Below are 18,806 nucleotides of genomic sequence, written 5' to 3' on the forward strand. Positions count from 1 at the left end.
TATTTATATAAATGATGACAAAATAAATATTGCTTTTCGATTTAAATAAATATAATGAATTTATGAAGGAAACATAATCATTTTATAAAGCAACTGTGATTTTTATGGCAGAATACGATCGTGCCTTAAATATTAAAATTATTAACAAATCAGATGAAGTTCAATTACACAATGCTTAGATATGTTCTCAAAACACTTTATGGTTAAAGTTAAAATGTTCATTAAATACGTAATCAAATGAAGATTAAGATATCTTTCTAAGCTCGGTACGAACAAATTAATCATTTTTTTCATGAAATGTATAGTTAATAAATAAGTTTTGTCAGGCTCGGTTTAAAAGCCTTAAATAGCTTCCTATTGGATGCCAAGCCAAAATATGGATGTGGGGAGTGAATATGGTGAGAATAATTTTTTCTCGCCAGAAAGATTATGTGGTAGCGAGTCATGAATAGACAGGACTCATCCAGGGGAGACCTGAGACAGACATCTCAACGATTAGAGTGGGAAAAGAGCCTTATGCCTTATACAATTCCTAACAACAGTTGCGTTGGATGTGACAACTGCCGCCCCCAATGTCCTACGGGTGCAATCAAAATAGAGGACAATGAATATTGGGTTGATCCTGGTCTTTGTAATAATTGTGAGGGCTATTATTCAGAACCGCAATGTGTAATAGCTTGTCCAACTAATTCTCCCATTCCTTGGCAGGCGAAAAAGGGGAGATGCAAGGTTGAACCGAGAGATGCTAGCAGTTTAGACTTGTTTTCTAACGGCAAGAATAATCCATTTGCTTCTGCGATCGCAATTTGGGAAGCTTGTAATGTACTAGGGCAACGCACATCGCTACATTGGGAAACCGATGAAGACGGGTATCTATGTTATAGCCGACAAGTCAATCAAGGACGAGGTGCGATCGCCTTTCACATCCAAGATCCATTCCAAGTTAATGACAAAGCTACCGATATAGCAGCAATTGAAGGGCTTGATATCAGAGCCGCTTGTATACATCTAATTTTTGCAGGTTATGCCACAGCCTTAGAGCAACCTTGGGAGCAAGAATTTGCGATCGATGAACGACAAATCGAGAAATATTTGGGGATGGAGAAACGCAAAGACTTGAGCAAAGCTGCCAAGCTAGCTTTAATGAAAAATCTTGTTCAGCAAGCTTGCTCCCTAATTATCTCCATTGACTGGCCCCAGCAAGGTCGAATTAACGGATTCTCTGTGACAAACAGCCGCTTATGGCACTTAGTAGATATTCAGCACCACTTTCAAGAAGACAATCATGGATGCAAATATCTGATTGGGCTAACTTTTAAAGTCAAAGCAGGCTTATGGGCGCAATATTTCTTAAACAAACAAGCATGTAAAGAGCGAACTGCATTCTATCAATACGGTAGTCTCCCCAAAACGCTGCTAACCACAGTTATGAGCATTTGGCAGCAACATGAAGGCGCGGTTCGGTTAATGCTGTGGTTGCTGTTTAAAACCAAAATGGGCAAAGAACAACGCATTACCATTCCTACTTTGCTGCGTATTGCTTACGGTGAAGAAAAAGTTGCCCTTGCCTCTAGACAACGCGAAGAACGCAAACGTCTACTGCGAACCTTTGAAAGCGACTTGGAAATTCTCAATCACTATGGAATGAAGCCACTTTTCGATCCAGTTACTTACCCACCAGAAATTCAACCTTTGTGGGCGAAATTAATCGATCTTCCCGAAGATCCAGATGAAGCATTAGAATTTTGGACTAACGACGGTGGTTCTGAAACTCGCCTCACAGACACAGGCCCCCGTGGTAAGTGGAATCTGCTAATGAATGCGCGGATTTTAGCTTTTGAACTCCCACCAGAATGGGAACAGCAAATCTCAGAATCGGAAAAAAAGCAACGGCGAACTGCTAAAGCCAAAAAGAAGCCCAAAGCTACAAACGATTTACTGGGTGAACAGATTTTGCAGGCGCGAAAAAATTTGAATCTTTCCCAAAGAGAATTGGCAAAACTCACAGGTAAAAGCCAAAGCTGGATTCGAGATATCGAGAATGGTCGTTTAAAAGCCAAATTAGAAGACCAAGTACTATTACGAAAAGTCTTAAATATGACTTCATCTTGATTTGGAATTTAAACGCAGAAAGACGCAGAGATTTATTACGAATTTGTGTAGCGTTATACTAAATACAGTATTTAATTAATTTGTAGCAAACTAAATTTAGTAATACTCTGCGTTCCTCTGCGCTTCCCTTTGCGTCCCTCTGCGTTTAAAAACTTTCTCTCTCTCTACCTCTATGTACTATAACTCATTACCTTACTAGAGGTAATCCAAAGACTACCAACAGCATATTTAGTAACTACCAACTCTCGTGTAGCATTGCATGAACTCTTCAGTTGTTGAGTCTTGGTTTCATCTTTCACAAGTTTAGCTTGGTAAGTGTAGAGAGAACCACAAGGTTGTTCAAAACTAAGTTCAGCTAAGATAGTACTATTGTCTAAACTTTGCTCTAAAATTTTGCCTGCAACTTTGTAATTAAACCAATCCCAGCCTTTATAAAGAATTAACTCTCTTTCCAAAACCTGAAGTGCAGTAGGCAGAATTCCCCAGCCTCGATAGACTTTATGTAAACATTGAATATCACCAGTACGAGTCAAAATCGATCTAAATGAATCTTGATCGAGACGACCATAGTATCTTCCTTCTGGCAAATCTATAACTGTTGGTGCAAACCGATGGCCACCAAAGTGTGATGATTTCCAAATTCGCACATTATCTAAGCACAAATCAGCATTTTTCGCTGTCACATGAAAGTAAAAAGGAGCGCCATATCTAGCACAACACTTATCATGGCTACCGTGGGTACAAACTAAAATATCTCTAGTTGTACTAGTTTCTACTTCAAAATTAGAATCGATACCCCATATCCACTTTTGGACAACTCCTGCCACTTGCTCAATATTTGCTAGCTTAAACTCTTGCTTATGGTATCCATTACTTAGCCCCTCTTCTTTTTGATAAATTAAAAGTGTAGTGTGATTGACCTTGTGTGATACATCATTAGCAATTAAAAGAAATCTAATCGGTAGTTTAGCACGCTTCACTTCTTCTACCAAAACCCTCAAATTCTGAGGTACCCATTTGGAATTAAGGGCTTCTGATGTCCAAGGTAAAGGACACTCAACTAAAATATAAGTTTGATAATTAGTGGCACTACCAATAACATCTTCTCCTACTTGACGTGAATCGTCAGAACAAAAAAAAGTATTCATCTCGCTGTACTCATTAGCGTATTTTATGGACAAAAGGTATTACCAAATACATTTGTGTTCTTCACTACAATATCCTTGGCTAAAGGAGATACAAAAGAACAATATTCATTTCCCTATTAAAACTAGGTAGCCACTTTATAACATCATTATTGATCGAGGTCTTTCCGGTTAATAAATTTTCCACAATAAAGATAAATAGTGTCAAGATAGATTTTTCCGTATGAGCGACGTTAATTTTGTATCTAGTTTTATTGTTCTTTGGTATTTTATAAATTTTCACTTGCTGAAACTCGGTTTTTATGAACTTGCTTTCTTGGGTAAAATCAAATAAATTCAATCTTATACATAGACGCAAACCTACTTGGAGAGTTACCAAGGATTAACTTGCTGACAATCTCAATGTAGCCGATACTACAACTAAAAACATGGCTGGCAATAAGATACTTGTTTAAAGTTTTGCTGAAGTTATTTATATAGTTACTTAACAATCCTGTTTTTACATCTAAAAATCTAGTTTGTTGTCTTTCTTTTGAACAAGATATTCCTAAAGAGCGATGTGGAATCAGCCAATACGAGTTTAAAAATCTTTCTCCCCTATCTACTTTTAATATATCTATAAGTTTATACATATTGCAAATAATTCTCAATTAAATTAGAAAAATAAAAACAACCCAATTAGGGATAAATGCTTTAGTGCCCCATATTTCATGCACGATAAGTTAATGTTGAAAACTAGTGACCAATTATTAACAGCATCACTGAAATCAACATTGACAAACTTGTTATTTACCTTCTTACCTAATCTAACTTCATGAAGCTTATGTCAGAGTTTGATGATAGGCATCTAATTTGACTGTAACTGAACTCAATAATAAATGCAAGTATTTGAGAATCTTTATACTTTTAATTAAGCTAAATGGGCATTTTATAGTAGAAATACTTCACTTTAACAAATATTGATTTTTTCAATACAATAGATAGAGTTTTGCAATTGTGACAAATTGTTGCCAGTAGGGTAATCCAAATATCTGTGGCTATGGCGATCGCATATTTCTACTTCCATGCAGAATTGAATCATTTTTTACCACGGCATCACAAGCAGGTGAAAATATCTCATTTTTTTGAGGAGAAAGCTTCAATTAAGGACATGATTGAGTCGTTAGGTGTCCCTCATCCCGAAGTTGATTTTATAAAAGTTAATGGTAAATATGTAAATTTTTCTTACATAGTTGCGGATGGAGATGCTATCAATGTTTATCCAATTTCAGCTAGGAGTGTTATTATACCAAGCATTTCTGTTTTGCCAAAACCGCTCAGTATTATCTGCTTTGTTTTAGATATTCATTTAGGGAAGCTGGCGACATCGTTACGACTTTTAGGTTTTGATACTTTATACCGCAATGACTACGAGGATGATAATTTAGCCCAAATATCCTCTAGCCAAGGGCGGATTCTGTTGACTCGTGATAAGGGTCTATTGATGCGTAGTTTGGTAACGCATGGGTATTACGTTAGAAACACTAACCCTCAAGAACAAATTATAGAAGTACTACAACGCTTCGACTTATTTAAATTAATTGCACCATTTAAACGGTGTTTGCGTTGCAATGGATTATTAGAATTTGTAGATAAGCAATCCATTATTGAACAAGTGCCAGAAAAAGTGCGATCGCAGATCGATCAATTCCAGCGTTGCCAAGACTGCGATCGCATTTATTGGAAAGGTTCCCATTATGAACGATTGCAACAGTTTATTGATGGAGTAATCAATTCACAAAAAGTTGAGTAACTATTTACCCAGCTGAGATATTCCCACTAATTATTTGACTACCTCCGATTCTGGGATCTTCATCTTCGCCATTCAAATTATCAGGAGTGGGATTTAGCTTACTCTCTCCACTAACTTCTTTTGGTTCAATGGGATCTGCCTCTTGAGCTTTATCAATATAAAGAGAGTGAGGAGTTTCTTTAGCATGAGAGAAATCGATCAATGGATCGGGTTGCTCAGTATTCATGAGTTGCTAAATAATAGTTTAGTTTTTTCTAGTGTTAAATGTATCTTGAGTGCAAACATCTTTCTTCAGAAAGAAACTAGGTTCTGTGATGGTATAAGAAAAGGTGAGTGAATGACATTAATTTTAGCTCTCGATTTTGGCGGAACTAAGCTGGCGGCTGCATTGGTAAATGTTGGTTCGAGAAAGTGGTTACGTTATGAACGTCGTCTATCACCAGTAGGTGCAAATGCTAGCACTGACTTGGAAATTATGCGATCGCTCATTTACTCGTTGCTAGAAGACGCAAAACCTGCTGCGATCGGTGTCAGCTTTGGCGGCCCGGTTGACGCTTCCACGGGGACGGTGCGGCTATCTCATCATGTCGCTGGATGGGAAAATATTCCTCTCAAAGCTTTGTTGGAGGAGGAGTTTGGTGTTCCTGTTGGTGTAGACAATGATGCCAATGTTGCTGCTTTGGGTGAACACCGCTTTGGTGCGGGACAGGGATACAATAACCTGTTTTACATTACTGTCAGCACTGGCGTGGGTGGTGGTTGGATACTCAATGGCCAGCCTTGGCGGGGTGCTGGTGGGATGGCTGGCGAAATTGGACATATCGTTGTAGATCCGGTTGGGCCAGTTTGTTTGTGTGGGAAACGGGGATGTGTGGAACGTTTGGCTTCGGGGCCTTATATGGCCCAAAATGTTAGGGAAATTTTGGAAAACGTAGACGCGCCAGCGGCTTCCCGGAGGGTACCGCAGAGGCGCGAAGGACTCAGAGATGGAGAGATTTTGAGGGGTTTGGTGGGGGATAATTTAACGTTGCTGACGGGGCAGTTGGTAAGTGAAGCGGCGGCAGCTGGGGATGATTTGGCCAAGGAAGTTTTACACAAGGCTGCTTGGGCGCTGGGTGTGGGTATTGGTAATGTGGCAAATTTGATGAATCCGCAGCGCTTTGTGTTGGGAGGCGGTGTGACGAAGGCGGGTGAGGATTTTTGGCAGGTGGTGCGTCAGGTGTCGCGGGAGACGGCTTTACCGGAGGTTGATTTTGAAATTGTGCCGGCGGTGCTGGGTGATGATGCGCCTTTGTGGGGGGCTGTGGCGATCGCTTCTATGACAATCCCGAATTTGTAAATGAGTCAGGCGTGGAGCGTAATGCAAACAGAATTAGTTATTTTTGACTGTGATGGAGTGTTAGTAGACAGCGAAGGATTAGGTAATCGCGTTCTTGTAGAATTTGTCGCTGAGTTTGGGCTGGCAATGAAACTTGAAGAAGCCATTTTATTATTTAAGGGTTGCAAAATGGCTGATTGTATTACTGTCATTGAGCAAAAACTTGGGAGAAAAATGCCCCAAGATTTTGTAACTCAGCTTCGTGCCCGCACTGCTGAAGCATTCGAGCGTGAACTACGTCCTGTAGAAGGAATAGAAGCAGCTTTAGACAAGATTAATCTACCTATTTGCGTTGCTTCCAGTGGCCCACCCGAAAAAATTAAGTTAGCTTTGCGTGTCACTAATCTGTTGTCTCGATTTGAAGGGTGCATCTTTAGTTCGTATGAAATTGGAAGTTGGAAGCCAGCACCTGATTTATTCTTATATACAGCTAAAAATATGGGATTTCAAGCTCCATCTTGCACTGTTGTAGAAGATAGCGTTTTGGGTGTACGTGCAGGTGTTGCTGCTGGTATGAGAGTTTTAGGTTACACCGAGCAAAGTGAAGCTCATCTACTTGAGGCATCTGGAGCGCATATCTTTTACTCTATGCACCAACTGCCTTCTTTGCTATCACACTATTAGACTATCGGCGCTCCATCCTAAATCAAAACCAAATTATCCCGGTGAATAACTGTTTCTACACCGGCATAGCCTAAAATTGTAGGAATTTCTCGTGAATGACAGCCACGAATCTTTTGCAGATCATTGCTGTTGTAATTCACAAGTCCTCTGGCAATTTCGTTACCGTTGCTGTCACACAATTGCACAGCATCCTGTGTATCAAATTCTCCTTCTACTGCCTTAATTCCAGCAGCTAATAACGATTTTCCTGCTAGAGAAATTGCCGCGATCGCACCTTCATCTAAATACAATTTACCCGCAGGTAAAAGTCCGTAAGCTATCCAACGTTTACGCGCCGAAGTTGGTTCAAGTTGCGGTTCAAAATGCGTTCCAATAAGTTCGCCTTGGATAATTTTTTCGATATTCCGGGGAAATCGCCCTTGAGTAATTACAGTCCGCACTCCCGCAGCGATCGCAATTCTCGCAGCCGAAATTTTTGTCACCATCCCACCAGTACCCCACTGAGAACCTTGGGAACCTATTTGTAATTGAGCTAATTCTTTAATGCTACTAACTAGAGCGATCGGCCGCGCATCTGGCACGGAACGGGGATCGGCTGAGTATAGCCTATCGACATCGGTGAGTAAAAATAGCCAATCTGCTTCTACTAAGCTAGCAACTAATGCCGAAAGAGTGTCATTATCACCAAATTTTAGTTCGTCTATCGCTACGGTATCATTTTCATTGACTATGGGGATCACTCCCAGCCCCAGTAATTCCTGAAAGGTGTTGTAGGCATTGAGATAGCGGCTACGCTGTACTAAGTCACTCCGTGTCAGTAATACTTGAGCGATCGCCTGTTGCAAGGTAGTAAATAAATCATCGTATATCCGAATTAACCTACCTTGTCCAACTGCTGCTACAGCTTGTTTGAGTGCGATCGCTTTAGGACGTTCAGTTAACCCCAACCTTGCACAACCCACACCCACAGCGCCAGAAGAAACCAAAATTACCCGGTGTCCCTGACTTCTCAAATGGCAAAGTGTTTCCGCCAAGGTAGCAATAGTGGAAAGTGCTAATTGTCCCGTTTCTGGTTGAGTTAGGCTAGAAGTACCGATTTTGACAACAATTGTTTTAGTCATTGGTCATTAGTCATTGGTCATTAGTCATTGGTCATTAGTCATTGGTCATTGGTCATTAGTAACTAACGAATGACAACGGACAAATGACAAAGGACAAATGACTAAAGAAATTGTAAAGCGCCAATCCCTCTATAGTGAAGGCTGACGCTTTACGAGTGTATATTTACTTAGTATGAGTTAGGGTCTTTTTTGGCTGACCCCATGTTATTAATACTTATGATCCCCGATTTTTGGCTTCCAGTAAGATTCCTTAACTATTTCTTTAGATTTACTTTCCTGACGATTTCTTAACTTTTGTGAATCTTGCTTTTCTTGGGGGTAATAGAGGCTCCTAAGATTTCAGATATCCAAACTTCAAAATTGCGGACGGGATGAGAGCGGAGGGCTGCGTCTGCATGGACAATCGGTTCAACTAGAATGGTAAACATCCCCAGGCGATTACCTGCTATGACATCGGTAAATAAGCGATCGCCTACCATCCCGACTTGATGCACTGGTAGATCCATTGTTCTGACTGCTGCCCTAATTTTGCGTCGAGAGGGCTTGGCTGCACCCAAATAGTAAGGTAAATTGAGCGATCGCGCAATTCCCCCAATTCGTGCTTCACTCAGGTTGTTACTTACCAAACACAATGCAGTACAGGTACGAATTTGTTCTACCCACTCTCGTAGTTCTGGGGAAGCCATCCCTACTGTAAAAGGTACTAAGGTTTCGTCTACATCCAACACCAGCCCTTTAAGCCCGTATTTTTGAATAATATCTGGTGTTAGATTCAACACTGAACCTTCTAAAATCAAGTCAGGTTGCAAAAGGTTGTTCCAGGCCATAGTCAACAGTCAAATTTAAATAGCTCAGACAAATGAGCATAACCCAATATAGTTTAGTTAGTCGAACTGCATTCTGGAATATCTCCCTGAACATTTTGAGATAAAATCCCTAATATCTTATCTATCTCTTTGATGTAATAATTACTCAAATCAATAAATATATCGTTTTCTTCTAACTTCAAAAACTTCCAAATATCCCCTGTAGTTACTGCGCCGTAAATTTTTCTGATTTCATTTCCTTCTTGTTGATTAAACAATTGTGCTGCCAACATTGCGGCCGCACATTGACCTAATCCCCCTTTAATATTTTCATTTTTGGCTTCAATAATAACCACTACAGGCACATTAATTGTTAGTTGCTCTTTAGAACGACTGATGATAAAGTCACAATAGCCATTCAGACCGTTTTCTGCATCTACATTAAAATCTGTTCCAGAAAATAAACTAATTGGATAATTAGCTCTGCGTCTTACCTCCAACAAGATCGGAGTGATAATCATTTCTGAACGAGCTTTTTCAGTATTAATTGCTAAAGCCAATTCTGTAGTTTCTTCTAAAGAATTTTTGAGTTTCTCACTTGCCTGTAAAGGTTCTATGTCGGCACATAAATCAGTTTCTTCATCGATGCGGATGCTGAATGACTTTTTAAATTTACTTAATGTAAAGTCGCTATAAGCCATTTTCAGCACCTCATGGTAATTTTTTATTATTGGATTAAAAATCCTTGCCAAAATGCTTTTTTCAGAATCTTAAACAACACAAATTACCCCAATTTGGTATCAATGTTTCATTGCTTCCAAATTTAATGGGATATGGTAAAAGGTTTAAGTAGATTTCGATTAAAATAAAAATTCAAAATGAAAATGTAACATTTTGAATTTTTATTTTTATTCTACTTCATTAAAAAGATGTTCCTCTAACAGGGGTTGCACTTTGCGAAACTCCTCTGGAGAGAGTAATTCCGGTTCACCTGTTTTTGTTATCCGTGCAAAAAATAACAGGGGATCGAGGGGTGTATAAATTGCATACTCCTGATCTTCATCATAGAAGCTAGCAAGTAGCTGTAATTGCTCTGGATCTAAATCTGCCTCTTCGTCTTCAATTTCTAAGGTGAAGAGTTCTGATTCTTCAACTGGCGGTAAATCACCTGCAACCGTCAAAGCATAAGCTGTGTTCTTCAATATCAGATTCTGCTCAGATAGTACAGCTTGGGCAGTGGCAAAAATTTGCTCAATGATGTTGTCGTCTTCTACCAGAACCGCTTCTTCTTCCTCATCGTCGCCTTCCCAAGAAAAAATCTCTACAGGTGAGTCTACAGGAAGAAGTAAAACGTATTCTTGTCCATCAACCTCAAGGGAATGCTCTACATAACATTCGAGCGATCGCCCTTTTTCATCGGTTAAAGTGATGGAACCCGCATGAGCGTTATCATTTTCTTCAGGAAATGGAGGAGAAAACATAGCCGAAATGTAAAAATTTAATAAATACCAGCAAGTTGAGAAATCGCTTAACTATTTAATGATATTTTATGTCAACAAAATAGCTTTACACGTAGATACAACTGCTAGCTAATCGTTTTTCAGAATATCATGTTAAAAGGTATCAATATTCAATAGCCGCAACTGAACTACGGGAACTAGTACGCTTAACATCCAGCCATTGTTGCAAGATCAAAGCAGCTGCCTTGCGGTCAATCAAAGCTTTATGGCGTGATGGAGAGCGGTTTTCAGCAATTAGCAGTTGCTCTGCTTGAAATGAAGTTAATCGCTCATCCACATATTCCACAGGCAGTTTCAAGGCTTTAGTAAGTCTTGTAGTAAATTTTTGAACTTGACGCGCTTGAAATCCTATAGAGCCATCCATTGAATAAGGTAAGCCCATAACTAGGATTTGCACCTCGCGTTCATTAACTATTTGCCGGATTTGCTCAACATCCTGCTCAAAAGATGTGCGCTCAATTGTGGTAATCCCAGTGGCAATTAAACCCGTGCGATCGCACCCAGCCACACCAATCCGCTTGCGACCAAAATCTAGTCCCAAGGCTGAAATAAAGGGTTTTGGCTGCTCCTGGGATATCACTAATTCTCCTGCTCTGCATCTGCTGATTCAGGAATCAGCGATGCTTCTATGCTTGGGTTTTTTACCGAAAAGTTAATCGGTTCTGACTTAATTGGCAATGGTTTATCTGACGATGGCAGCTTTCCTGGTTGTATCCATGACATTCCACCTGGTATAGGTTTACGTGCCGGTTGTAAACCTTGCAGCATATCAGTCCACTGAATTCCTTCTAAAGAGACAAATTTCGACTCTCGTAGCTTGTGCCACACCGAGCGAGACATAACTAATGTATGTTTTATGCGTTTTGCGCCAATTCTTTCCAAATACTCTTCTCGCTCTGCCTGATAGTCAGAGGAGGCTAGTTGTAACCCTTGCTGAGGAAAATCTTGGGCAATCCGAGCCAGTTGAGATAACAATTCTGGATACAGCCAGGTGTAAGCAGGATGAACTGTCAGCGTTGCAGAGTGAGGAACTTCTCCCTTCCGGTCAAGTTGCACCTGAAAATAGCCGATCGCAGCTTTGCGTTGGGGTTCAAATACATAACCGCTGACTACTTCTGTTTTCGTCAGCCATTGCTTCACTGCATCAGTCAGAGCGCCGAATAAACTGGTTTTGAAGTCGCGGGTATTTCTGTCAAAAACCTGACGTACCAGAGGTGGCATAGATGCCGTATCTAGTTGATATAGCAACTGGGCATCAGCATTACTCACTGGCAAAAGGTTAGGCAAATCTGGCTCTGCTTGTGCCAATTCAGCCAGTAATTCTGGCCCAATTTCCCAATACGTCATTTCTGCCAGACGCTGGAATCCATTTTGGCGATATAGTGCCAGCGCCTCTATGTCATTGATGTTAACTTCCAGTAGCCAAGTGCGAGCTTCCAAAATCGATTCAAAGCAATGACGCAAAAGTTGCGAACCAATTCCTTGTTTATCGACACCACGCTCTAACAGCACTTGATCGATGCGCCAAGTACTGCGTGTTCGGTTAAAGGGTGACACTTGAATCATTCCTAGAAGCATCCGCCCTTGCTCTGCCACATAAGCACAGAGGCGATACTGGAGTGGGTTAGGAAACCAACTCAAAAACTTGAGTAATCCATACCAGCGACGCAGCATGAGCATCTGGCTGATGGCAAAACCTGCTCCCTGGGGAGTAAGGGCTGCGAATGACTCTTGAGTTATGCGCTCAATTCCGTCCAGATCCCGGTATTGGACTGGTCGGATAACAACGCTGAGGTTTCTGGGAAGTAATGAAGTCATTTTTATTCGAGCCGCTATTTAGCCTTAACTAACTGCTCTTCAAAGGAACTGCTGCAATAATATTAACTGCTTTCTGCCCTTTACTAGTGCGTCAAAAGTGTGATTTGAGTAATTTAATACTTAAAAAAGCAGAAAAGCAGACCTTGTGAGAACACCATTGGCGTTAACGTAACAACATCTGCCTTTATTTTATTTGAATTTTGATTAAAATTTGTATATATTTACAGCCCTTGTCGAGAAACTAGCTTTTCAAAGTGGGCTTGGGTTTGATGGAGTAATTGCTGGCGACTGTCTACCAGTGTTTGTTTCAGGGATGGAACAAGATTGCGAGCTTGCAGAGTCATGTGAAGTTGCAGGTTGGCAACATATTCACTGAAATCTTGATTCACTTCATCTGCGCCCGCATCTGTTAATAAATTTGATTCCATTGCCACTGTGTTCTCCTGTGTTAATCCTGTGCTATTTCTCTTCATGACAAAAAATTATCATGTTGTTTGGACTAACTTCTTAATTTGCAATGAAGTTTAACGCTTCTTAGGGATAGCGATCGCAGCAGGGTTTTATTTAGCCCATTAAAATCTCAAACCAACACCACCTTGTACGGAGATAGCTGTACCACCGCTATCACGGTAGGCATCAAAAGCAATGATGGCGTTGCCAAAAAGCACAGTATTGCTATTTGGGATCATATAATCAATACCCGGTTGTAAAGCAAAACTGATTTTGTCGCCCACAGGAGAAGATCCACCACCACCAGCCAAGACTAACCCAGCACCCAGGTAAGCATCAGCTTGCCAGTTAAGGGGAAAATCGTAAGAAACCGTTGGCACAACTGCCGTATTATTACCAATCAACACTTGGGCACGTAGTGAAAGCGGTGCTTCCAAAAGCTTGTAGCGCCCAGCGATTACTCCCCCAAATTGGATACCATCTGTAAAACCAACAGTGGGGCCTATACCTACATAACTGCCATAAGCTACTTGAGCTTGTGCTGGTTTAGTAGTCGCCAGACTCAAGACCAAGCTAGCCCCCAAAACTGAAACCAAATATGGAACATACTTCATAACCGACTCCTCACACCATTTTGTTATTGGGCATTGGGCAATTGGCATTGGGCATTATTATTCTTCCCTTGTCTCCTTTGTTTCTCTCATCCTCCCCTGCCCCTCTGCCCCCTTCCATTCTACGGGCAACGAGGATGAATGCCTCCTTGAGTACAAATGTATGCTAGTTGCTTGGAATCTAAATTTTTGGCTTGAGAAAAATCAACCCCTTGGACTACGGCAGATACTGAGCCTAAATCCGGGGTTTTGACAAATTGATCTGCTGGATCTTCTTTGCTAGGGGCGAGAATTGCGCCCTTAAAATCTGCTCCTGCCACATTTGCCCCCCGCAAATCTGCAAGACTTAGGTCAGCATTTTGTAAGTTAACGTTTTCCATCTGAGCAGAACGCAAAACAGCACCAGCTAAACGAGTGGCGCTCAGGTTAGCATTGCTGAGATTAGCACGATCCAAATAGGCTCCTGATAAATCTGCTCCTTGCCAATCAGTATTAGTTAAGTTGGCAAAGGATAATTGCGTTCCTATAGCAGTGACACGACCTAAACGGGCAGCGTAAAGATTGGCTTCGTTCAATTTAGCATCACCTAAATCAGCCCCAGTTAAGCTGGCTCTTTCCAAAACTGCGTTTCGCAGATCGGCTCCTACTAGTTGGGTGCTGTTGAGTTTAGCGTCATATAGACGCGCGTTAGATAAGTTGGCTCTGTTGAGAGTGGCGCGGCTCAAATCGATCCGGTTCATCAAGACGCGACTAAGGTTAGCATCAGTAAGATTGGCTTGCTGCAACTGAGCTTGGCTTAAATCAGCTATTACATCGTCGTAGGTATCCCAACGCCCATCTTCACCCACACCTCGAAAGCGGCTACCCTTAAAGCTAGCTTGGTTGAGATTTGCAGATTTAAACTTAACTCCTGATAAATCAAGGTTGTCTAGTACCAAGTTGAAGAATGAACTACCTGGAGTACCGCTTTGACCTAATTGGGTGCTACTTAGGTCAACGCCTTCCATTTTTCCGCTATATACAGAGAGAATTTTGTTGATCGTTCTCTGGTTTCTTTGTAGCCGCCCTTGTCGCAATTCCCGCTCTTTTGTTGCAGCACTGCCCACAGATTCCAGTTCGCTAACCAAAAACTGATTCTTATTTTTTAATTCGGGGATAGCTTGGGGCCCGACAGTTGTCAAAGATTGTTGAATGCTATCCAGGAGGCTGGGGTTGGTTTCGCTAACCAATAAATCCGCCAGAAATTTTATGGATTGTGGATCGTTAAGACCACCCATAGCCAGAATTGCACTTTGGCGTTGCTCATTAGTCGCCCCAGAGTTGGGAGTTAATTGTTTGACAAGTTCGAGGAACTGTTGGCTATTAATTTGCTTAGTTGCTCGCTGGGATTGTTGAATTTGGATATAAACTTGAGTGCCGATTAAAGTTGCCAACACAGCCGTCATACTCGTTAGTCCTACCCCAAACAAAGTCAGGTTAGGATTTTGCTGTATCCGCCGCCACAGGTTGGGTGAATGGTTGGTTTCGGCTGCCGTTAATTCTTCTTCTTGCCCTTCTGCTTCATTATTACCGCCAGCAGATTGAGCTTGTCTGTTGTTAGCTAAGAGTGAGGATGGTAAGGGACGAGTCGTATCTATTGTATAAGTGCCTGCAAGTTGATCGTGCAGGGCGCGACGACCCCGGCGCGACGGTAAGCCGATCCCTTCACCCACAATCATTAATAAAGACAAAAATGTGAATAATCCCAAATTCGGGAAAGCAAAGCTGTAGCGCCACAGCAGATAGGCGATCGAAATAGGTACAGTCCAACGTCCAACTCCTTCTCTAATGACAACTGCCCCCAATCCGGGAGGCTTCCCTTGCTCGTTAACAACCCGCACTTTGAACCAACGTTTCGGAATTGTCCTACCAGTTTTAGCCAGTAAATACAATTGCCACCATGAGAGAGTTACAGGCGCTAACAGGGCGATTGTCCACAAAATATTAGTCGGCCATGCGACGTTACGGATACCATAGCTAACAGGCAGAGCTAGGGGTCTAGCGATCGCTCTTTCCGTCACTACCAATACGGGGTTAAGAGGTACTCGGTTAAGATCGCTTCTAGAATTGGCATAAACACCAATGCCGAAGGGAATCAACCCACTGGCAACCACTAGTGTGATTTCAGCCGCCCAAGCAGCAAAACGCCTACTTGCTAGCAACATTGAACTGGCTCTTTCCGGTTCTTTTGACTGACCAGATTGATTACTACTTCTCCTCACAATTGGTGATGTCATTAGATAATTCCCTTTGATATTATTTTTACGCCGCGATCGGCACAATTAAAATAGACTAAGCTAATCGGCAAAAAGAAAAGCATATTGGAATAGAATTGAGGAGTTATGAGAGTCAGGAGCCTTTTGTATTATGACTCCTGACTTTCATAACTCCGGGCAGATTGCCAAGTAATTGCATATCAACTTATTGCTTACGTTGAAAGCTACTAGACACAAAAAATTTGTATCCAACATACACTAACGCTGCTAAAAGTGCCAGAGTTATTACAGATGCAATCAGTTTAAACACTGTTTGCAGCATCGCCAAGCCTACTAGCAGCGTCACACCCGAAACTACCAGCTTTTTTGTCCCAGATAAGCCGTTGAACCAAATCTTAAATCGCTCCAGTTGCAAGCTCAAGTTGGCAAAAACAGACTGAGGCATCTGTTTTTGTCCTTGTGGTTGAGAAACAACCCCAGGTGCGGAATTAATCTCTGCCTCTAACTTATCGAGGCGACGCTGTAAGTCTTCTTCTGGTTGAGGATTCATAAATCTTTATCTACCTCATTTAGCATATTTATTCGACAACAGACCAACTAAATTCTATTTTTGGTGGTTGTCTTAGTGATTTTAGCTAATGTCTGTGTGTGTAATACCCTTCTGACAGGTAAAAATTATGTTTTTTTGTTATTGTCTGGTAATTTATCTAATTTTTACAGTAATTTTACGTTTCTAAAATGTAAAAAATAAGGCTTTTTAAACAGATGCCTATTCTACTGGTGGTTAAATATTTTAGTAGAGAAGCGATCGCCAGCCATCATCATATATGAGTAAATTTGCAGGATAAATGTAAAGCCTTTAGTTGGCGACAGCTCTACATCCCATCTTCACAAACAATTTTTAATTTAATGGTATTAGGTTATACGGCAGCTTTTGGAACCAAGATAAATTGATATCGTCAATTAAATTACACTGTATAACAATAATTGCTCTAAAAAATCTGGAGCATTAATTAAAATGAAAACGCTTCGGCTACTTGCAATTCTTCCCATATCTTTGGTGATGAGCTTGGTTTTTACTGAGGCTAATTTGGCACAGACACCAAATGTCCAAATAAATCGGACTTTCCAGCCAGATCCACTGGTTTTGAACGGAAAGTCTGGGGGAACTGTCAAAAGCAATTGTGGCAATATTACTACTGAACCTAGCCAAATTATTCAGGTTACAGAGTCACTACCTTATTTACGATTAACGGTAGAAAGTCAAGGGAAGCCAACGCTGTTGATCGACGGGCCAGGGGGACGTTTTTGTGTAATGGCAGATAGTTCCTCTGGAGGCAAGGCAGAGCTTCCTGGTTACTGGCAAGCAGGAAGATACACGGTGCATGTGGGCGAACTATCCCAGCAGCAGTTTAACTACACCCTCTCAATCTCGCAAAAAAACAAATAGTCATTAGTCATTTGTCTTTTACTAATAACCAATGACTAATGACCAATGACTAATCTTCAAGTGATTTGGCTGGAACTTCAACAGCAGTGACATCAATTGTGCCTTCTGGTGTGAAGCGCTGAAAATGACTATTTTGTACTAACAGCGACTCACCACAGTTGGGACACTGTAACTGACTGTTGTTTAAACCCGTAAATTCATATCTACAGACGGGACACTGGTCAGCAACCAAGTTGCGTTGCAGCCACCAACGAAAGCCAAAAAAAGCCACAATGGGTGCTAAAAACAGCAACCCGACAATAATTAGCAACGAATTAACCAACCAACCTAGGCCCAGTGATGCCAGCAACCAAACAACTGCTAGCAGAGTGAGCCAAGGCCGGAGATTTAAAAGATTCAATTGAAATGACTTAAAGCTCATTTTTAAATGTCGTCCTGCTCTCCTTCTAGGATAGCGATTTTAGTCATTGGTCATTGGTCATTGGTCATTGGTCATTGGTCATTGGTCATTGGTCATTGGTCATTGGTCATTGGTCATTTTGACTTAATGACTGAGGATAGCAGCATTTTTTGCAAGTGCTGTTGGAAGGCATCTATGCCAAACAGAGCGATCGCTTGTTCTCGTAGCCACTGTCCATCACATCGTTGGTCATCCCCTTGAAGCATTTCTATACAAGCTGCTGCTACAGCATCAGCATTCCGGTGTGGTACTCGCCATCCCAGTTTACCATCCTGCAAGGGGTCAGCCGAGCCATCGTCATCACCGGATAAGACTGGTACTCCACAAGCCATTGCTTCTAGATAAACAATGCCAAAGCCTTCTTGCGAAGGCATGATATAGGCATCAGCAAGGCGGTAATGTTCCATTAATTCTTCTGTAGCAACAAAACCCGCAAAGACGACGCGATCGCTCACACCCAAATCTTTTGCAAGCTGCGCCAATCGCGGTTGGTCATCACCGCGACCAATTACTAAATATTTCACTTCTGGGAAAACCTGAGCAATTTGTGGTAACGCCCGAATTGTGACATCTACACCCTTGTAAATATCCCCTGACCATAAGCGTGCTACTGTCATTAACACCTTAGAACCAGTTAAACCATATTTTTGAACGAATTCTGGCTGCTTGGAACCAGGAGTAAATTTATCTCCATCAATTGCACAAGGCATCATCTCTACCATTTTGGGGTTTAAACCATTGGCAAGACAAGCGCGATCGCGGCTGTAACGGCTAATTGTCCAAATTTTATCTGCTGATGTCAGGGCGCGACGTTCTTGATTTTTTAGAGGTTCCCAGACTTCTTTGCCATAAGTTAGCACGGTGTAAGGAATCCCCAAGGGCTGGCAAAGAGTTTGGATTAATACTGCTAAGTTAATATGACCGCAGAAAACTTGCTGCGGACGGTTTTGCAATAGACACTTGAGTAAAGCTGCTGTCATTTGCAGTCTCCCTAAATGAGGGGACTGATTTTTAAAGTAATGAAATTTTAAGTTCTCGTCTTCAAACAGATTTAAACTATCAGGGCTATCTCGCAGCAAAAATACTTCCGCCTTGTAAGCTTGACTTAATCCCAGATAGGCGCGAAAAATATCTTTTATATATGATTGAATACCACCTTCGTGGGCAAAAATTTCTAAAAACACGAAGACATGGTTAGTTTTTTGGTTAACTTTATCACCTACCTTTAGGTTTTGTGTCACTTTAGTGATATGCATATTAGGTT

The 18,806-nt window shown here is 41.3% G+C and carries 19 protein-coding genes; 5 read left to right on the top strand and 14 right to left on the bottom strand.

Annotated features, from left to right (window positions below; genetic code table 11):
* Positions 1-516: 516 nt before the first annotated feature.
* Complete coding sequence (locus tag G1O98_RS21730; protein ID WP_163931658.1) at positions 517-2,112, top strand: helix-turn-helix domain-containing protein; 1,596 nt, start codon at positions 517-519, stop codon at positions 2,110-2,112.
* A 170-nt stretch (positions 2,113-2,282) separates the two neighbouring features.
* Here G1O98_RS21730 and G1O98_RS21735 read toward each other — a convergent pair whose 3' ends face one another.
* Positions 2,283-3,260: a sucrase ferredoxin gene (locus G1O98_RS21735; RefSeq protein WP_163931661.1), complete on the bottom strand. Its 978-nt coding sequence runs from the start codon at positions 3,258-3,260 to the stop codon at positions 2,283-2,285.
* Between the two features lie 1,036 nt (positions 3,261-4,296).
* Between G1O98_RS21735 and G1O98_RS21740 the strand changes: the two genes are divergently transcribed.
* Positions 4,297-5,049 carry a Mut7-C RNAse domain-containing protein gene (locus G1O98_RS21740; RefSeq protein WP_163931717.1) on the top strand — a complete coding sequence of 251 codons (753 nt, stop codon included), beginning with the start codon at positions 4,297-4,299 and terminating at the stop codon, positions 5,047-5,049.
* Positions 5,050-5,053: 4 nt separating this feature from the next.
* Here G1O98_RS21740 and G1O98_RS21745 read toward each other — a convergent pair whose 3' ends face one another.
* Positions 5,054-5,275: a hypothetical protein gene (locus tag G1O98_RS21745; RefSeq protein WP_163931665.1), complete on the bottom strand. Its 222-nt coding sequence runs from the start codon at positions 5,273-5,275 to the stop codon at positions 5,054-5,056.
* 111 nt (positions 5,276-5,386) lie between these two features.
* Between G1O98_RS21745 and G1O98_RS21750 the strand changes: the two genes are divergently transcribed.
* A complete protein-coding gene (locus tag G1O98_RS21750) occupies positions 5,387-6,388 on the top strand; it encodes an ROK family protein (RefSeq protein ID WP_163931668.1) in 1,002 nt (333 codons plus the stop codon).
* Positions 6,389-6,409: 21 nt separating this feature from the next.
* Positions 6,410-7,051, top strand: a complete 642-nt coding sequence (locus tag G1O98_RS21755) for an HAD family hydrolase (RefSeq protein ID WP_163931672.1) — start codon at positions 6,410-6,412, stop codon at positions 7,049-7,051.
* Positions 7,052-7,068: 17 nt separating this feature from the next.
* Here G1O98_RS21755 and proB read toward each other — a convergent pair whose 3' ends face one another.
* The 10 genes from proB to G1O98_RS21805 all read right to left on the bottom strand — a co-directional run bounded on the left by proB (position 7,069) and on the right by G1O98_RS21805 (position 16,182).
* The gene (gene proB, locus G1O98_RS21760) at positions 7,069-8,172 is read right to left on the bottom strand and encodes a glutamate 5-kinase (RefSeq protein WP_163931675.1); all 1,104 of its coding nucleotides are present in this window, start codon (positions 8,170-8,172) and stop codon (positions 7,069-7,071) included.
* A gap of 287 nt (positions 8,173-8,459) precedes the next feature.
* A complete protein-coding gene (locus G1O98_RS21765; RefSeq protein ID WP_163931678.1) occupies positions 8,460-8,999 on the bottom strand; it encodes a YqeG family HAD IIIA-type phosphatase in 540 nt (179 codons plus the stop codon).
* 53 nt (positions 9,000-9,052) lie between these two features.
* Complete coding sequence (locus G1O98_RS21770) at positions 9,053-9,679, bottom strand: hypothetical protein (RefSeq protein WP_163931720.1); 627 nt, start codon at positions 9,677-9,679, stop codon at positions 9,053-9,055.
* 207 nt (positions 9,680-9,886) lie between these two features.
* On the bottom strand, positions 9,887-10,459 hold the full coding sequence (locus G1O98_RS21775) for a DUF3727 domain-containing protein (RefSeq protein ID WP_012407134.1): 573 nt from the start codon (positions 10,457-10,459) through the stop codon (positions 9,887-9,889).
* Positions 10,460-10,601: 142 nt separating this feature from the next.
* Positions 10,602-11,078 (bottom strand): Holliday junction resolvase RuvX, encoded by a 477-nt coding sequence (ruvX, locus tag G1O98_RS21780; protein ID WP_163931681.1) that lies wholly within the window; start codon positions 11,076-11,078, stop codon positions 10,602-10,604.
* The gene (locus G1O98_RS21785) at positions 11,078-12,316 is read right to left on the bottom strand and encodes a GNAT family N-acetyltransferase (RefSeq protein WP_175586805.1); all 1,239 of its coding nucleotides are present in this window, start codon (positions 12,314-12,316) and stop codon (positions 11,078-11,080) included. Before G1O98_RS21785 ends, ruvX begins: the two co-directional genes overlap by 1 nt.
* A gap of 221 nt (positions 12,317-12,537) precedes the next feature.
* Positions 12,538-12,744, bottom strand: a complete 207-nt coding sequence (locus tag G1O98_RS21790; protein WP_012407131.1) for a hypothetical protein — start codon at positions 12,742-12,744, stop codon at positions 12,538-12,540.
* A 144-nt stretch (positions 12,745-12,888) separates the two neighbouring features.
* Positions 12,889-13,380, bottom strand: a complete 492-nt coding sequence (locus G1O98_RS21795) for a hypothetical protein (RefSeq protein WP_163931684.1) — start codon at positions 13,378-13,380, stop codon at positions 12,889-12,891.
* 119 nt (positions 13,381-13,499) lie between these two features.
* Positions 13,500-15,653 carry a pentapeptide repeat-containing protein gene (locus G1O98_RS21800; RefSeq protein WP_163931687.1) on the bottom strand — a complete coding sequence of 718 codons (2,154 nt, stop codon included), beginning with the start codon at positions 15,651-15,653 and terminating at the stop codon, positions 13,500-13,502.
* A 184-nt stretch (positions 15,654-15,837) separates the two neighbouring features.
* On the bottom strand, positions 15,838-16,182 hold the full coding sequence (locus G1O98_RS21805; protein ID WP_163931689.1) for a hypothetical protein: 345 nt from the start codon (positions 16,180-16,182) through the stop codon (positions 15,838-15,840).
* A 468-nt stretch (positions 16,183-16,650) separates the two neighbouring features.
* Between G1O98_RS21805 and G1O98_RS21810 the strand changes: the two genes are divergently transcribed.
* Positions 16,651-17,082: a hypothetical protein gene (locus G1O98_RS21810; protein WP_163931691.1), complete on the top strand. Its 432-nt coding sequence runs from the start codon at positions 16,651-16,653 to the stop codon at positions 17,080-17,082.
* Between the two features lie 49 nt (positions 17,083-17,131).
* Here the strand turns inward: G1O98_RS21810 and G1O98_RS21815 are convergent, their stop codons facing one another.
* Positions 17,132-17,503 carry a hypothetical protein gene (locus tag G1O98_RS21815; RefSeq protein WP_163931695.1) on the bottom strand — a complete coding sequence of 124 codons (372 nt, stop codon included), beginning with the start codon at positions 17,501-17,503 and terminating at the stop codon, positions 17,132-17,134.
* A gap of 113 nt (positions 17,504-17,616) precedes the next feature.
* A complete protein-coding gene (locus tag G1O98_RS21820; protein ID WP_163931699.1) occupies positions 17,617-18,798 on the bottom strand; it encodes a glycosyltransferase family 4 protein in 1,182 nt (393 codons plus the stop codon).
* Between the last annotated feature and the right edge of the window lie 8 nt (positions 18,799-18,806).

Source organism: Nostoc sp. UIC 10630, assembly GCF_010747425.1.
In the GTDB taxonomy this organism is placed as follows: domain Bacteria; phylum Cyanobacteriota; class Cyanobacteriia; order Cyanobacteriales; family Nostocaceae; genus Nostoc.

Bases quoted from the DNA above. Each gene is read 5' to 3' on its own strand.
- G1O98_RS21730 (WP_163931658.1), top strand. From the start codon at position 517: ATGCCTTATACAATTCCTAACAACAGTTGCGTTGGATGTGACAACTGC.
- G1O98_RS21735 (WP_163931661.1), bottom strand. From the start codon at position 3,260: ATGAATACTTTTTTTTGTTCTGACGATTCACGTCAAGTAGGAGAAGAT.
- G1O98_RS21740 (WP_163931717.1), top strand. From the start codon at position 4,297: ATGGCGATCGCATATTTCTACTTCCATGCAGAATTGAATCATTTTTTA.
- G1O98_RS21745 (WP_163931665.1), bottom strand. From the start codon at position 5,275: ATGAATACTGAGCAACCCGATCCATTGATCGATTTCTCTCATGCTAAA.
- G1O98_RS21750 (WP_163931668.1), top strand. From the start codon at position 5,387: ATGACATTAATTTTAGCTCTCGATTTTGGCGGAACTAAGCTGGCGGCT.
- G1O98_RS21755 (WP_163931672.1), top strand. From the start codon at position 6,410: ATGCAAACAGAATTAGTTATTTTTGACTGTGATGGAGTGTTAGTAGAC.
- proB (WP_163931675.1), bottom strand. From the start codon at position 8,172: ATGACTAAAACAATTGTTGTCAAAATCGGTACTTCTAGCCTAACTCAA.
- G1O98_RS21765 (WP_163931678.1), bottom strand. From the start codon at position 8,999: ATGGCCTGGAACAACCTTTTGCAACCTGACTTGATTTTAGAAGGTTCA.
- G1O98_RS21770 (WP_163931720.1), bottom strand. From the start codon at position 9,679: ATGGCTTATAGCGACTTTACATTAAGTAAATTTAAAAAGTCATTCAGC.
- G1O98_RS21775 (WP_012407134.1), bottom strand. From the start codon at position 10,459: ATGTTTTCTCCTCCATTTCCTGAAGAAAATGATAACGCTCATGCGGGT.
- G1O98_RS21785 (WP_175586805.1), bottom strand. From the start codon at position 12,316: ATGACTTCATTACTTCCCAGAAACCTCAGCGTTGTTATCCGACCAGTC.
- G1O98_RS21790 (WP_012407131.1), bottom strand. From the start codon at position 12,744: ATGGAATCAAATTTATTAACAGATGCGGGCGCAGATGAAGTGAATCAA.
- G1O98_RS21795 (WP_163931684.1), bottom strand. From the start codon at position 13,380: ATGAAGTATGTTCCATATTTGGTTTCAGTTTTGGGGGCTAGCTTGGTC.
- G1O98_RS21800 (WP_163931687.1), bottom strand. From the start codon at position 15,653: ATGACATCACCAATTGTGAGGAGAAGTAGTAATCAATCTGGTCAGTCA.
- G1O98_RS21805 (WP_163931689.1), bottom strand. From the start codon at position 16,182: ATGAATCCTCAACCAGAAGAAGACTTACAGCGTCGCCTCGATAAGTTA.
- G1O98_RS21810 (WP_163931691.1), top strand. From the start codon at position 16,651: ATGAAAACGCTTCGGCTACTTGCAATTCTTCCCATATCTTTGGTGATG.
- G1O98_RS21815 (WP_163931695.1), bottom strand. From the start codon at position 17,503: ATGAGCTTTAAGTCATTTCAATTGAATCTTTTAAATCTCCGGCCTTGG.
- G1O98_RS21820 (WP_163931699.1), bottom strand. From the start codon at position 18,798: ATGCATATCACTAAAGTGACACAAAACCTAAAGGTAGGTGATAAAGTT.